Below are 14,271 nucleotides of genomic sequence, written 5' to 3'. Positions count from 1 at the left end.
TTTTGAACAGCCTCATAGGGGACCTGAATTTGCGGGAGGTTACTAGAATTACAATCAATTAGGCCCTTTTGTATTTGACCGAAAACAGTACGAAGAAGCTTTGAAGAAAAAATAAGCTTTTTCACTAACGGGTGCAAGGGTGAAATAAGGGAGTTGTTTGCGACAGCTCCTTTTTCTTGTTGAGTTAACGGGACCAGGATAGTTGAGGAAGAAGTGATAAAATGGAAGTTAACCATTATTTGATTGAGGTGTTATAGGAATGGATTATTCATTTGAAGATTTAGAAAATGATTTAGAAATCGGTCATGAAATACATTTTGTATATAAAGGACAAAAATATTCGATAAGTTGTAGCCATGATGGGTGGCATTTATCAGAGTTTTATAAGGATTATCAAACGTTTCGAACACATAAGGAACTGCTTGAGAATGGGACTATTAACGGAAAGTATCTAAAGGAAATATGGAATGATGTTGAGGTTACAGAAATCTTTTGATACTTTATTAATCTAACACGTGCGTTACTGCAAAAAGAACAGCTACGTTTTTTTATTCAACTAAAGAAGTAGGTTAATTGAACAAGAGGAGTGATAAACTGGCTAAGAAGTGAAGATATTGATCACTAAGGAGGTCGCTGTGATTTTAGCAAATTTATTATCAACCGAACAAGATATCAAAAAGTTAATAAGTAGTAAAAAGCTGACTGTATATGTTCGTTCTTTTTATCAAAACTCAGAGAATGAAACCTCACATGTTGTGTTAATTAACGAAAAACAAGAACCATTTTCAGTTATGAATGAACCATATGACCATCCATTTTAGGGTGAAATTGATCGAATCTCTATATGTTATGACGAGAACTATCGTGAAGAATTATTAGAATACAACTCTGAAGAAAAGAACGATTGGCGATATAGAGATGTTAATTATATTAGATTTACTGAAATTCATCATCCAAGATTGAGTGTTTATCGCGAGGAATATGAAGCATTTTCTGCTAAGGAAAAATGTAAAGAACAAATCCAAACAGATTTTGCTTTATTGCTTGAAAGTGAAAATAAGAATGTATTGATATACTGTTCGGAATTAGGTGCAACTCTTTATGTTATTGATGATGTGGAAAAAGTAAAGGAAGTTTTAGCCGGTGCCCAAAAAATAATTTAATGGTAGCCGGTGTTTTTCAACTAGCGGGGCAGATTACTGCACGAATCCAACTTATTTTGTACGTTAAAAAATGAGAACTTACGATATAATCATAGTTACAAACTAATTTACGGAGGTGTTTATTTATTAAGCAAGAGTTTTATAAAGGCAAAGATTTCTGGAAAGAAAATGGAGAGTACAGTGGGCAAATTATGTATCCAATAAGCGACGAGATAATCAAGAAAGCAGAGGATTTTTTAGGTGTAAAGTTGCCCTTGTCTTATATTGAGTTGATAAAGCAAAAGAACGGCGGCGAACTAAACTATCCATACTTTATGTTACCTGATGGACAAAAGGAAAGAATATCTTATATAGAGGGGATATGCCTTGACCCAGACGATGGGAGAAGTATTATGTCATCAAAGGAGTTATTGAAAGAAGCTCAACTTCCACAAGAATTTTTTGTATTATGGGATGATTTTCATCATTGGTTGGTATTAGATTATCGTAGTACCAAAAGTAATCCACCAATCCTTTATATTAGGGAGAATTACTCAACAGAAGAGATAACTTGGGAATTTATTGAAATAGCCTCCTCTTTTGATGACTTCTTAAATAAACTATTCCGTTTACCTCCGTTAGCCCCTAAAAAATTAAAACCGAGTTATGGACGAAAAAAATAGTTGTTTTATTCAACTAAAGGGGGGTAAATTCAAAAAGGAGTAGAGTTGTTCAACTACGGAGCAGGTTAGTTTAAGAAGAGGCATGGCACAAGAAAAGAAGGGATTAAATTTCTAATGAAAAGTTGGTTGAAATACATTGTTGTATTTTTATGGGCGGTTCTTTGGGGTTATCTAGACAATCTCTTTGAAATACCTAAAAACATTTACTATTTCCTCATATATGTTCCTGTAGGTCTTGGAGGTTTATTTTTAATTCTTTATCTTTTTGAACAAAGTGATGAAAATAAAAAATGATTCTTATTCAGCTAACGGGATTCGTTAGTTGGTTATTTGGAGGAGTGTATGAACAGAATTGAGTTTGTTGTTAAGAATAACGATGATGTAGAATTTGTGGATATATTCATAGATGGTGTAAATCTAGTGGAAATTTTAAAGGAACACGAGTCCCTTTGGACATATCCCTGTCAAGTAGACAGTGTTTAAAAAAACCCTCTCATCAGCTTCATCCATCATAGTTGATTGGGCTTTGTCAGTGTCAAGGAAATCACTTGACACTGACAGCCCATCAACTAATTGGTAGACAAGCTGATGAAGGAGCTATTCTAGTCATCCGTGATTCCTGTGTTATGCACATACCTTCTTTCTGTATTGTACAGGGCTAAGATATGTGAGTTTCTTTTGAATGCGCCTATTATTATAAAACTCGATATATTTATGAACAGCTGCTTCTAGGTCATCCATGGAGTGAAATTCCTCAAGATATATACATTCTGTTTTTAGATGGCTAAAAAAGTTTTCTATACAAGCATTGTCTAAACAGTTTGCTTTTCTGGACATACTTGGAATGATACCATGTTGTTGAAGAGCTGCGTGGTACTCATGGGATGTGTACTGGACACCTTGGTCGCTGTGTAAAATGGTTCCATTCACATCCCGTTTTTTTATTGCTTCGTCTAAGGTATCAAGAACCAGTTGAACATCATTTCTTTTACTGATTCGATACGAAATAATTTCTCTGTTAAAGAGATCGTATATAACGGATAAGTATAGACGCTGGTTGTTTAAAAGGAGATAGGTAATATCTGTCACCCATTTCTCATTTGGTTTCCTCGCTGTAAATTGTCTATTTAATACGTTCGGTACCGTAATTCTTTCCGAACCTTTTCTATATACTTGCTTTTTTCTACGAATTTTCGCCTGAAGATTCAAATTCATGATGTGCTGATTTCTTAAATCTCCCACTGTGCTGCATTTCTTCGTTTCAGCCACTTATAATAACCGCTTCTGGAAACACAGGCTATCTTACATAACAAAGAAATAGGATAGGAACGACTAAGATCATGGATGATGGAATAGAAGACGGTTTTGTCTTTGGTTTTCACCTCCTTTTCAAAGCAATAAACTTTTTTAAAAATTCATTTTCTGCTTTGAGTTTTCGATTTTCTTCTTCTACGGTTAGTGATTTCTTTCTAGTCCGTCCCCGTTTAGAGGAAATGGTTTTTCCTCTACGTTCTTTTAATCCTTCTTCTCCATACTGTTGATAGTTCTTTACCCAAATACGTACCCTTTTAGGATCTTTTATTCCCATTCTCTTGGCCACTTTTCGATAGCCTAATTGTTCATTCAAATACATCATGACTGTACGTAATTTAAATTCAAAACTATAGCTTTTGTATTTTGTATTTGATTTATCCAAAAAAATCCCTCCTGTATAGCAGTGTGTCCTTTTTCTACACTGTCTACACAAGAGGGATAGTATCAATATGTTGCTGGCATGTTCTTTATTTGCTATTAACTTCAACGTAAGAAGGAATCGGACAAGCATCTTGCTTTAAAGAACCGTACTGCGAATGTGGATCAATCTCCACATCTTTTGTGCGCGCTTCAAACCAAGATGTGATCAACGGCTGTAGAGAAGAATCGATATCTAATAACGTTGTTACGTGAACCGGGTGTGCACGATTTGTTAGTTTTACACTCATGACATCAAAAATTCGCTGTAGCAAAGAACGCTCAAATTGCAATTCAAGCAACTTTGCCCGTTTCGTTACGAGTGTTTCTACTGTAAAGACACCTGAGCGAAGCTGTACATGCGCATCTTCTAACCTAAACGCTGTATTACGGTATTCTCGAATACGATTGATATAAGTAAACACCAACACAATCGCACCAAAAACAAAGAAAATGGGTTTCCAAAATCCAATGGCAGCAACGAGGCTTGCAAAAATTGGTGGTCGAAGCCAAATCAACTTTTTTGCCTTAGGGGATGCATAATGTGTCATGCTACGCAGTTGAAATTCTGGCAGCATGATTGCTATTAATTCATGTGCTTTTTCCGTTGGTAAGTACGGGAAAAATTCATTAATGTTTTGGTCCTCACCTGGCAAAATTTCCCCTGCTGAAATAAGCTTAATTGTTGTCACACCGAGCAACTTTTGATAGCCGTTTTGTTTGTAAATGACCGCTTGTACTTTGTCTTTGCGAATGGAAAAGCTTTGCTTAGAAAGCCAGCCTTTTTGTACATAAATGCGTTCATTGTCCATTGAAATGGTATATTGATAGTAGCTATTAAACGTTTTAAAGACGCCGATACCGACAGCTGCTAATACGGCAAGTAAGACTAGCAAGATGAGCAGCCATCCTGAAAGATGAGACATAACCTTATCTACATTAATGTATTTCTCTGGATGTACATCTGACCATATATTTAAGCCAATAGGAATGATGGCTAAAAAACTGAAGGACAATAGGGAAGCTTTCAAAATATCACGAATGGTAGTGGTGAAAAGAATTTGACGTTCAGATTCATTGATAGCTTCCTCAGCATGCTGCTCTTGATTCCTATTTCGTAAAACATAATCCTCTATCTTGATGCAATCCACTTTGTTTACAAATTCCAATGTCACATCGCTAGTCGCTTCACCTGTTTCCATTGTGATCGATTGTACGCCAAATAATCGTTGCAAAACATTTGCCTTCGTTTGCACATTCTCAAATTTTTCACGCGGTATAAATTGCTCTGATTTAGAGAATAGGCCCTTATGTATATGAATGCCATCTTCGGCAAATACAACTTTAGTAAATAATGTCTCATAGATGCGAAACAGGAAACTGAATCCGAAAACCGCAATCGCACCCCATTGCACAATATTCATGAACATAGAATTACTGCCCGCATTTAGGAATAAAATGAACAGTATAAACAGATTGCTTTTGATAAGGTCTAGCAGGTCATAAAATATTTTTAGCTTGGAATAGCGAAACGTCATACTTCATCAAGCTCCTTTAAACGGGCAAGCTTCGAAATATCATCGCGGAGCTTTATAGCAACTTCTTCCTCAATATGTGGAATGGTAACGCCACCTTGCATAGTTTTGATTTCAATTGAGCGGACACCATATTTTCGCATAATGATGCCTTGAGTAAATTCAATTGATTGTATTTTCGTCATCGGCACTACAACTTCCACTTTTGTCCAAATCCCGCTTTTAATGTATAAAAAATCATCCGTTAGCCCGTATCGAAACGTTTTATAGTATATCGGTGAACTTACAAAATACGTCCACGGAATACCAATTATAGTAATGACAAGCAGGGCGATCCAAACATACCGTAGCCAACTCCACCAGTTAAAATAATCTGTGCAAAAATAAAGTCCAGTTATAACAACAAGGGCAATGAGTGATGTAATAAGTTCGTTTAAATTTCGTACTTTCATCGCTCTAGGTGAGATTTGTTGATACTGTACTTCCATACTGTTCTCTCCTTTATGTTGGAAAACTATCCATTCAATTTCATTTACGGTAAATGATAAAAAAAGTTTCGTTTGAATAAACTGCGATTGAAATTTTTGTAAAACAGCTATTTCGAAAAATGAGAGATCTTTGAAGGAAAAAATAAGGAAATGTTTTTGGTGCTATGAGATGCATTTTTGCTCTTTACATAGCCCACAGGATATAAGTATGAGATGAAAAACAAGATTCAACAATCGGGAGATTTTTTGAAGAAAGATTGAATGATATATGACTTTTTTAGGTAAATTCATTAAAAAATTCAAGGCTCTCGTTTTTTCTAAACGTGAGCCTTGAGTCATTCTTCTGTATTTGCATTTTTTTACTTATTAATTCCAATCGCATTTATTCAATGTACGTTATTTCAGATTATCATTTAAAACGCTCTCTTCTAACACAGCAAATTTATCACCGTATACCTTGGTAATATGTTTTTCTCCCCATGCACATAAAGAGTCTAAGATATCTTTTAAACTCCACCCATATTCACTAAGTTCATATTCCACTTTTGGAGGAACTTGGTTATAAACAATACGATTAATGATTCCATCCTCTTCTAACTCACGTAATTGTTGAGTCAACATTTTTTGTGTAATGCCGGGCATAAGACGTTTTAGCTCACTTGTACGTTTTTTACCGTGTGTTAGATGGCAAAGAATCACGCATTTCCATTTTCCGCCTATCACTTCTAGTGTTGCTTCAACGGGAATATTGTACTTCTTTTTTTGCATATTTCTTCCTCCTAATCGATAGGTACTAAAAAGTATCTATAGCACTTTTAAGTATCTATATTACTTAAAAGTACGTACTTTCCTAAGTGACTTATATATATCATAATAACATTTGCCGGCCGGTTTTAACCATCCTCTTTTATTTATATAGTTTGTTTGCAGAGATTGAAACAATGATTAGGAGGCGAAAAAATGACTTTAGATAAAAAACGAAGTACATTGGCATTGCTGGCATTAGCAGTGAGTGCATTTGCCATTGGGACAACAGAATTTATTAGTGTAGGACTATTACCACTTATATCTCAAGATTTGCAGGTTTCTGTTTCAACGGCGGGGTTAACCGTTTCCTTATATGCTTTAGGGGTAACCTTTGGAGCACCTATCCTGACATCTGTGACATCTAATATGTCACGTAAATCTTTATTACTTTGGATTATGATTATTTTTATTATTGGTAATAGCATTGCTGCTAGTGCAACTAGTATTGGTGTTTTGCTAGTTGCTCGTGTGCTTTCGGCCTTTTCACATGGGGTGTTTATGTCAATTGGATCCACTATCGCAGCAAGTTTGGTACCAGAAAATCGCAGAGCTAGTGCTATTTCCATTATGTTCACAGGTCTCACCGTAGCAACTATTACGGGTGTACCTTTTGGCACATTCATTGGGCAGCAATTCGGCTGGAGGCTTGCTTTTATATTTATTGTTGTTGTCGGTATTATTGCTTTCATCGCTAACAGTATTCTTGTTCCATCGAATTTACGAAAAGGTACTCGTACTACATTTGGCGATCAGTTCAAACTTTTGACAAATGGTCGTTTATTACTTTTATTTATTATTACGGCTTTAGGATATGGAGGTACATTCGTTGTCTTTACGTATTTATCTCCACTTCTTCAAGATATCACTGGATTTCATGAGAAGACAGTTGCTGTTATTCTGCTTATCTATGGAGTTGCCATTGCGATTGGTAACGTGATGGGTGGAAAGTTGTCTAATCAAAATCCGATTGGTGCATTATTTTATATGTTTATTGTGCAAGCCATTGTGCTCTGTATCTTAACATTCACGGCTCCATTTAAAGTAGCTGCATTAATTACGATCATCTTAATGGGATTGTTAGCTTTTATGAACGTGCCGGGACTGCAAGTATATGTAGTAATGCTGGCTGAGCGTTTTGTACCGAGTGCAGTAGATGTGGCTTCTGCGATTAATATTGCAGCATTTAACGCTGGAATCGCAATTGGATCCTACCTGGGTGGTGTAATCACCGATTCGATTGGACTTATTCATACACCGTGGATAGGAGCATTAATGGTTCTAGGAGCTGTTATCTTAACAGATTGGAGTCGAGCCCTAGAGCGAAAAGATCAAAAAAAGTGTAGCGTAGAATTTAGATAAAGAAGGATAGAAATTCGAAAAACCCGACCTTTCAACATACGTTTACAGAATGCAATGGCTATCAACTATGCTTGCTTTCTTTGTTGGTAAAATTTAATCGCTAAACCAAAATTATAAAATGTTGTTTGAAGGGAGGTGGCGGATACTTACATAGACAGCAATACAGTTCGAATTTAATTTCAATTCATAACAATTAGGAGGTCCATTTATGGTCGCAAAAAATTTACAAGATACAACCACCTTGCATAACGGTGTAAAAATGCCCTGGCTTGGTATCGGGGTGTTCAAAGTAGAAGAAGGTCCCGAGTTAGTTAATGCTGTAAAAACAGCCATTAAACATGGTTATCGCAGTATTGATACAGCAGCTATTTATGGAAATGAAGTGGGGGTCGGACAAGGTATCCGTGAAGGGATGAAAGAAGCTGGTATTTCCAGAGAAGATCTATTTGTGACATCGAAAGTTTGGAATACCGATTTAGGATACGAATCTACAATCGCAGCCTATGAAACGAGCTTAAATAAACTTGGTTTAGAGTATCTAGATTTATACCTCATTCACTGGCCTGTAGAAGGTAAGTATAAAGACGCATGGAGAGCATTAGAGACTCTTTATAAAGAAGGACGAGTAAAAGCTATTGGAGTAAGTAATTTTCAAATCCATCATCTTGAAGACTTGATGAAAGAAGCAGAAATTAAACCAATGGTGAACCAAGTGGAATACCATCCACGTTTAACCCAAAAAGAACTTCAGTCGTTTTGTCAGAAACATGGGATTCAGCTAGAAGCTTGGTCTCCATTAATGCAAGGTCAATTACTAAATAATGAGGTTTTACAAGAGATCGCAAATAAGTATAACAAATCTGTTGCTCAAGTCATTTTACGTTGGGACTTGCAAAACGGCGTTGTAACCATTCCAAAAACGACAAAAGAACATCGCATTGTTGAAAACGCATCGGTATTTGATTTTGAGTTAACGGAAGAAGATATGGAGCGGATTGATGGCCTGAATCAGAATCATCGAGTCGGTCCAGACCCAGATAATTTTGACTTTTAATAGAAAGCAGACGGGTATGGATATATTCCAACATCTATATCTTTTTTTATAAAAAAGAAAGATGAGGCTTGGTATTATCCCCTACAGGTAGAAAGTAAAAAAGAGAACATTTGATATGATGTTCTTAGGAGTCTATCTGGGAGGGGATTTTTTATGGCTAAAGGGCAGTTCATAATCAGCTAACTCAGGAACCTATTTCGATTCTCTTTCGATCTAATATTTCTCATGTCGAATTAATCCAATAAGATATTCAAGAATTTCCTTACGGTTGTTAGTAGAATCCATCTTATTACGCCCTCCAGTATTTTTAATGTGCTTAGAAAGCTTGTCACATCAACCTTTAGAGATTTTTGTTGGTGTCATAAGTGGTGCCGAATTTGGTGTTTAAAATGGTGCCATTCGATAAATTCTGTATAACCTAACTAATTAGTGATGGAGATTACCGGCGTCGGTTCTGATGCCATCCATGAGCTCAAAGATGAGCTGATTCATTGGCTCGCCCGTTATGAAGAAAAGCTAAATGAAGCGAAGGAATTGCTGTATCGAACAGCCGCGGCGATGCACCAGGCAGACCAAACGCTTGCCGACAACATGATAGAATTTGGCTTAGAGCTTCTTGGCTGGTATGACTTGCAGCGATTGTTTGGAGAATACGATCCGATCACCGGAGAACGGATTTCGGCAGGAGACCGCTGGCTGGCGGGAGGAATGTTATTGTTGTCCGTCTTTCCTCCAGCCAAAGGAGCAGGCGTTGCCGGCAAAGCGGGGATCAAAGGAGCGAAAGCGGCGGGAGCAGCAGCGGATGTTTCGAAATTGGTCTCGCAAACGAAACATGTTCTCCGTTATGATAAAATCATGCCTGCCCTTCAAGCGGCGTATCTCCAAGTGGTAAAAGCGCCGATTACCCAAACGATCCGTGTTCGTTCAAAAGGCAATGGGAGAGCCTTCTCGAAAATGTTGGCTTTGTCCTGCAGGGACCGCAGCCAGCCTTGGCAGGAATCGGTCCGGCCCGCGGTGAATGGATGAGCAGAGTCGAGAGGAAAGCAAAAGAAACGATGATGAACATAATTGGAAAAACTGGGGATGAGGTGATTGGTAAGAGTAAGTGGCAATACAAAGAATTCCAAAATAAACATGGAGGTTAAATATTTTATCAAAAAATCGCATATACAATTATTGAAACAATACTAGAGGAATGGTCAAAGGTTTTTGTGTATGGTGAAATCACAGAGGATGTTTGGACGGCGTTCTTTTTTTATTATCCGGCTAATGGAAGTACTCCAATTTATAGCCACGATATTCCAAAGTCGGGTGTTGGAAAACTCATTTGAGCAATTTTTATTGTTAGTGCATGCCTGAAATTTGCCGAAAGAGAAATAGGAGCAATTTACAAGATATTTACCCTATCTTCGCGATAAATAAAGAAAATGTTAGATTGTTGCTGGGATGGTCGCAATGTGCAGATAATCCCTGAAAATAAAATAAGTAGGTATCAACGCAATGAAAAACTTGAAAAAGAAACTCCTGGGCTACAAAGATAAACGAAAATCACGAATATGAGTTGTATACCATATTCATCTTATCTGCAATCAACAAAGAAGGTTTCCTAAAAGTGATTGCTTTTGGGACACCTTCTTTTATTTAATAGCTCATCCTCCTCACCGACTTCTTCAATAAGAGCGAATCTTCTTCGATACTGCCACGGCAATCCTAAGAAGTAGAAGTTGCCTCTCCTTTGGTGAAGGGGTTATCCTCTATGGTCTAAACCATTCGGAATTTGAATCCATCTATAATCCAGTTGCCCATTTTCCTTGCCAACAATGGCAAACATGGGAATGTACAAATATTGTAACAAACTTTTCATGCGAAAAAAGCGAACAAGATTATAATGAACTTGTAAAAACATTATGGCAAGAAAATAAAGTTTGGTGATGAAAATGCATGGAAATGGATATCCACATCAAATCGGGAATTCCTACAGGCAAGGGAAGGAGGATATAGATTATAATGAAAACCCGTTTATCGTCATTTGGGAAGTAACAAGAGCATGTCAGCTTAAATGCGTTCACTGCCGCGCCGATGCGCAGCCTGTTCCGGATCCAAGGGAATTAACCCATGAAGAAGGCATCAAGCTGATCGATGAGATTTACGAAATGAATAATCCGATGCTTGTTTTCACCGGCGGCGATTGCATGATGCGGGAAGACCTTTTTGAACTGGCGGATTATGCCATTAAAAAAGGGATGCGCGTCTCCATCACACCAAGCGCCACCCCGAATGTGACGAAAGAAAAAATGGAGAAGGCTAAACAAGTGGGACTTTCGCGCTGGGCTTTTAGTCTTGACGGGCCAACACCGGAAATTCACGACCGTTTCCGCGGAACACCTGGCTCATTTGAACTTACAATCGAAAAAATAAAATATTTAAACGAATTGAACATGCCGCTGCAAATTAACACGGTAATTTCAAGTTACAATTATGACCATCTAGAAGAAATGGCAAAATTGGTCGCTGATTTGAAAGCGGTCATGTGGTACATCTTTCTGCTTGTTCCAACCGGAAGAGGGCAGATCAATGACTGCATTACCCCCGCTGAGCACGAAAAAGTGTTTCGTTGGCTATATGAACTAAGCAAAACAGCGCCATATGATATTAAAACAACCGCGGCACAGCATTATAGACGTGTAGTTCTTCAGCAAAAAATGCGCGAACATAAAATTAAATACGGTGAAATTCGTTATGAGGATACGATTACAACCGATACAGCCTCAATGATCGATGGTTTGAAGCGTGCTCCTAAAGGCGTTAACGATGGAAATGGATTTGTATTCGTTTCTCACATTGGCGATGTCATGCCAAGCGGCCTGCTTCCGATTGTATGCGGAAACGTTCGCGAAACCCCGCTTTCGAAAATTTATCGAGAGTCAAAGGTATTTAAAGACTTGCGCCAGCCTGACAAGTACAAAGGAAAATGCGGTGTTTGCGAATTTCGTTATATTTGTGGCGGTTCCCGCTCCAGAGCGTACGCAGTTACAGGAGATTATATGGAAAGCGAACCATTCTGTGTGTATATCCCGCTGGCAATGAGGAAGAAGGAAAATGCGCCGCTGAGCTAACCATTTTTTCGGTCATTTTCAGGGCGCTCTTTTCTAATGTGTTGCTTGTTCAGAAAAGATCGTGCTCTTATAAAGGCAATTTTTCGTATTTTCCCCATAGAAAAATCCCCTCCATAGTAGACAGATGAATGGGCTTTCTTTTTTCTGTCTACTATAAGGGGATCATATCAAATACTCTGGCTCTTTTATTTTCCTTTTTCTTCAATCCAAAACTTTCTCCACATTCACCCTCCCCGAAAAGAAAGTCGCTCCATTGCCCATATCGGCAACTCGGTCAGGAGTAAGAGAATTTACCAGATGTTTCGTACCTGGGGCATCGGCCCAGAGACCTTGAGTGACAACGACACCTGGAAGTACGTCTTCTCCAATAGAAACCTTCAATACACATTCTCCTCGATTGTTCCACACTCGGACTTGATCCCCATCCTTGATCCCCTTCGATAAAGCATCTTTGATATTCATATGCAAACGTGGTTCTTTTTCAAAAGAAATGTGTTTTTCATTATTAGAAAAGGTTGTGTTTAAAAAATTATGGTTAGGACCAGGCACAAACAAAAATGGAAAGTCTCCATCGTTAACAAGTGGCGTATAGGTTGGCAAAGGAGGGTAGCCATCTTGTTCCATCTTCCTTGAATAAAGTTCAATTTTTCCGCTAGGTGTTGGCAGTTTTCCTGGCAACAATGGTTTTACATTTGCTTTTACATACTGCTTTTTAACCAATGTTTCATAATCGATTCCTTCAAGGTAAGGATTGTTTGGGTTATCTAGAGCTTGCGAAATCATTTCAGCTTCTGTCTCATATAAACATGGATCCTCGAAACCCATTTTTTTCGCAAGCAATTGGAACACTTCGACATTTGATTTGGACTCTCCATATCGTTCAATAACTGGCTGCTGAATTTGAACATAATGGTGCCAGTATGATGTATAAAGATCCGTATTTTCGAATGAAGATGTTGCAGGAAGTACAATATCTGCGTATTTTGCTGTTTCTGTCAAAAATAAGTCATGCACGACGACAAAGAGATCTTCCCTTGCCAGACCTTTTCTTACTTTATTGCTATTCGGTGCAACAACCGCAGGGTTTGTCCCGTACACAAATAATGATTTTATCGGTGGGTCTAATTCCAATAATGCTTGGCCGAGCAGATTCATGTTTATGATTCGTGTATTTTTATTTTGCAACAAATCCGGGCGTTGCAAGCTCCTTGTATTAAGGGCCAAATAACCACTATTTGATTTGATGGCACCGCCGCCTTTTACAAGCCATTGTCCTGTCAGGGCAGGAAGACAAGCAATGGTACGAATACACATGCCCCCATTGTCATGATGCTGAAGACCATTGCCGATTCGAATAAAGGAAGGTGTGATTTGGCCATACATTCTGGCCAGTTTATAAATATCTTCAACGGGAACACCTGTTATTCCAGAAACAGTGATGGGATCGTACTGGACAACATGCTCACGCAACTCTTCATGTCCGACTGTATACTTCTTCAAGAAATCGTTGTCTACCATGTTTTCGGCAAATAAAATATGCATCATGCCCAGTGCAAGAGCAGCATCGGTACCCGGCAATATTGGAATGAACCAATCTGCGAATTGGCCGGTTTGATTTTTATGTACATCAATGACAATAATCTTTGCTCCATTCTTTCTAGCTTTTTGCGCAAGCACAACTTGATGCATGTTTGTGCTTACAGCATTGATTCCCCAGAAGATGATTAATTTTGAATGAATAGTATCTTCAGGGTCTATTCCAAAGCCGCCTCCCATTGTATATTTAAGGCCTTCCGAGCCAGCTGACGAACAAATTGACCGATCTAGCAGGGAGGCGCCCAATCGATGAAAAAACCGCCGGTCCATTCCTTCAGCGCTGAGCCTTCCCATGTTGCCATAAAAGCTATACGGAAGAATGCTTTCAGGCCCATCTGTTTCAATCAGCTCTTTCCATTTGGAAGTAATTGTCTCAATCGCTTCGTCCCAGCTTATCCGTTCAAATTTCCCTTCTCCTTTAGCTCCCGTACGTTTCATTGGATATTTTAAGCGCTTTGGATCGTAGATTCGTTCAGTCATATTCCGTACTTTATTGCATATATTTCCCTTTGTCACAGGATGATTCGGATCTCCCTGTATTTTTACAATTTTTCCATCTTGTTTATGTACCAGTAACCCACATTGATCAGGGCAATCCAGAGGACAAACCGATGGAAATACACCTGTTGGCTGCTTTACAAATGAATGCATATATAGGCTCCTTTCATAATCTGGTTATATCATAATACTATTTTGTTAATTTAAAAACTCTTGTCTCCATAAAGACAAACACCTCCATCAATCGAATGAAGTTATACTT

General features: G+C 38.1%; 14 protein-coding genes and 2 pseudogenes. 9 read left to right on the top strand and 7 right to left on the bottom strand.

What is annotated here, in order from left to right:
- Positions 1 to 259: 259 nt before the first annotated feature.
- The 4 genes from QSJ37_RS04010 to QSJ37_RS03995 all read left to right on the top strand — a co-directional run bounded on the left by QSJ37_RS04010 (position 260) and on the right by QSJ37_RS03995 (position 1,825).
- Positions 260 to 496 (top strand): hypothetical protein, encoded by a 237-nt coding sequence (locus tag QSJ37_RS04010; protein ID WP_285753917.1) that lies wholly within the window; start codon positions 260 to 262, stop codon positions 494 to 496.
- 139 nt (positions 497 to 635) lie between these two features.
- Positions 636 to 821, top strand: a complete 186-nt coding sequence (locus QSJ37_RS04005; RefSeq protein WP_285753915.1) for a hypothetical protein — start codon at positions 636 to 638, stop codon at positions 819 to 821.
- 138 nt (positions 822 to 959) lie between these two features.
- The gene (locus QSJ37_RS04000) at positions 960 to 1,163 is read left to right on the top strand and encodes a hypothetical protein (RefSeq protein WP_285753913.1); all 204 of its coding nucleotides are present in this window, start codon (positions 960 to 962) and stop codon (positions 1,161 to 1,163) included.
- A gap of 191 nt (positions 1,164 to 1,354) precedes the next feature.
- Positions 1,355 to 1,825 carry an SMI1/KNR4 family protein gene (locus tag QSJ37_RS03995; protein WP_285753911.1) on the top strand — a complete coding sequence of 157 codons (471 nt, stop codon included), beginning with the start codon at positions 1,355 to 1,357 and terminating at the stop codon, positions 1,823 to 1,825.
- A 624-nt stretch (positions 1,826 to 2,449) separates the two neighbouring features.
- Here the strand turns inward: QSJ37_RS03995 and QSJ37_RS03990 are convergent.
- The 5 genes from QSJ37_RS03990 to QSJ37_RS03970 form a co-directional block, all read right to left on the bottom strand.
- The gene (locus tag QSJ37_RS03990; RefSeq protein ID WP_285753909.1) at positions 2,450 to 3,094 is read right to left on the bottom strand and encodes an IS3 family transposase; all 645 of its coding nucleotides are present in this window, start codon (positions 3,092 to 3,094) and stop codon (positions 2,450 to 2,452) included.
- 109 nt (positions 3,095 to 3,203) lie between these two features.
- Entirely contained in the window at positions 3,204 to 3,521 is a 318-nt protein-coding gene (locus QSJ37_RS03985; protein WP_285753907.1) for a helix-turn-helix domain-containing protein, read from the bottom strand.
- 85 nt (positions 3,522 to 3,606) lie between these two features.
- The gene (locus tag QSJ37_RS03980) at positions 3,607 to 5,094 is read right to left on the bottom strand and encodes a PH domain-containing protein (RefSeq protein ID WP_285753905.1); all 1,488 of its coding nucleotides are present in this window, start codon (positions 5,092 to 5,094) and stop codon (positions 3,607 to 3,609) included.
- The gene (locus QSJ37_RS03975) at positions 5,091 to 5,579 is read right to left on the bottom strand and encodes a PH domain-containing protein (RefSeq protein WP_285753903.1); all 489 of its coding nucleotides are present in this window, start codon (positions 5,577 to 5,579) and stop codon (positions 5,091 to 5,093) included. Before QSJ37_RS03975 ends, QSJ37_RS03980 begins: the two co-directional genes overlap by 4 nt.
- A 396-nt stretch (positions 5,580 to 5,975) precedes the next feature.
- The gene (locus QSJ37_RS03970; protein WP_285753901.1) at positions 5,976 to 6,347 is read right to left on the bottom strand and encodes a winged helix-turn-helix transcriptional regulator; all 372 of its coding nucleotides are present in this window, start codon (positions 6,345 to 6,347) and stop codon (positions 5,976 to 5,978) included.
- Positions 6,348 to 6,539: 192 nt separating this feature from the next.
- Between QSJ37_RS03970 and QSJ37_RS03965 the strand changes: the two genes are divergently transcribed.
- The 4 genes and pseudogenes from QSJ37_RS03965 (at position 6,540) to QSJ37_RS03950 (ending at position 10,130) form a co-directional block, all read left to right on the top strand.
- On the top strand, positions 6,540 to 7,745 hold the full coding sequence (locus QSJ37_RS03965) for an MFS transporter (protein ID WP_285753899.1): 1,206 nt from the start codon (positions 6,540 to 6,542) through the stop codon (positions 7,743 to 7,745).
- Between the two features lie 208 nt (positions 7,746 to 7,953).
- Complete coding sequence (locus tag QSJ37_RS03960) at positions 7,954 to 8,799, top strand: aldo/keto reductase (protein ID WP_285753897.1); 846 nt, start codon at positions 7,954 to 7,956, stop codon at positions 8,797 to 8,799.
- A gap of 426 nt (positions 8,800 to 9,225) precedes the next feature.
- A pseudogene (locus QSJ37_RS03955) lies at positions 9,226 to 9,905 on the top strand (pre-toxin TG domain-containing protein); the annotation flags it as partial.
- 39 nt (positions 9,906 to 9,944) lie between these two features.
- A complete protein-coding gene (locus QSJ37_RS03950; RefSeq protein ID WP_352177027.1) occupies positions 9,945 to 10,130 on the top strand; it encodes an immunity protein YezG family protein in 186 nt (61 codons plus the stop codon).
- A gap of 275 nt (positions 10,131 to 10,405) precedes the next feature.
- On the opposite strand, the pseudogene QSJ37_RS03945 reads toward QSJ37_RS03950, so the two are convergent.
- Positions 10,406 to 10,594 (bottom strand): annotated as a pseudogene (locus QSJ37_RS03945) (hypothetical protein); the annotation flags it as partial.
- 142 nt (positions 10,595 to 10,736) lie between these two features.
- Here QSJ37_RS03945 and QSJ37_RS03940 point away from each other — a divergent pair.
- The gene (locus tag QSJ37_RS03940; RefSeq protein ID WP_285753895.1) at positions 10,737 to 11,915 is read left to right on the top strand and encodes a TIGR04053 family radical SAM/SPASM domain-containing protein; all 1,179 of its coding nucleotides are present in this window, start codon (positions 10,737 to 10,739) and stop codon (positions 11,913 to 11,915) included.
- A 201-nt stretch (positions 11,916 to 12,116) separates the two neighbouring features.
- Here QSJ37_RS03940 and QSJ37_RS03935 read toward each other — a convergent pair whose 3' ends face one another.
- The gene (locus QSJ37_RS03935) at positions 12,117 to 14,162 is read right to left on the bottom strand and encodes a molybdopterin oxidoreductase family protein (protein ID WP_285753893.1); all 2,046 of its coding nucleotides are present in this window, start codon (positions 14,160 to 14,162) and stop codon (positions 12,117 to 12,119) included.
- Between the last annotated feature and the right edge of the window lie 109 nt (positions 14,163 to 14,271).

The sequence above is a fragment of the Parageobacillus sp. G301 genome (assembly GCF_030268025.1).
In the GTDB taxonomy this organism is placed as follows: Bacteria; Bacillota; Bacilli; order Bacillales; family Anoxybacillaceae; genus Parageobacillus_B; species Parageobacillus_B toebii.
The sequence above is the reverse complement of the archived record's forward strand: the minus strand, read 5'-3'. Positions and strand labels throughout refer to the sequence as shown.

Coding starts and splice junctions, on each gene's coding strand:
- QSJ37_RS04010 (WP_285753917.1), top strand. CDS start 260: ATGGATTATTCATTTGAAGATTTAGAAAATGATTTAGAAATCGGTCAT.
- QSJ37_RS03995 (WP_285753911.1), top strand. CDS start 1,355: ATGTATCCAATAAGCGACGAGATAATCAAGAAAGCAGAGGATTTTTTA.
- QSJ37_RS03980 (WP_285753905.1), bottom strand. CDS start 5,094: ATGACGTTTCGCTATTCCAAGCTAAAAATATTTTATGACCTGCTAGAC.
- QSJ37_RS03975 (WP_285753903.1), bottom strand. CDS start 5,579: ATGGAAGTACAGTATCAACAAATCTCACCTAGAGCGATGAAAGTACGA.
- QSJ37_RS03970 (WP_285753901.1), bottom strand. CDS start 6,347: ATGCAAAAAAAGAAGTACAATATTCCCGTTGAAGCAACACTAGAAGTG.
- QSJ37_RS03965 (WP_285753899.1), top strand. CDS start 6,540: ATGACTTTAGATAAAAAACGAAGTACATTGGCATTGCTGGCATTAGCA.
- QSJ37_RS03960 (WP_285753897.1), top strand. CDS start 7,954: ATGGTCGCAAAAAATTTACAAGATACAACCACCTTGCATAACGGTGTA.
- QSJ37_RS03940 (WP_285753895.1), top strand. CDS start 10,737: ATGCATGGAAATGGATATCCACATCAAATCGGGAATTCCTACAGGCAA.
- QSJ37_RS03935 (WP_285753893.1), bottom strand. CDS start 14,162: ATGCATTCATTTGTAAAGCAGCCAACAGGTGTATTTCCATCGGTTTGT.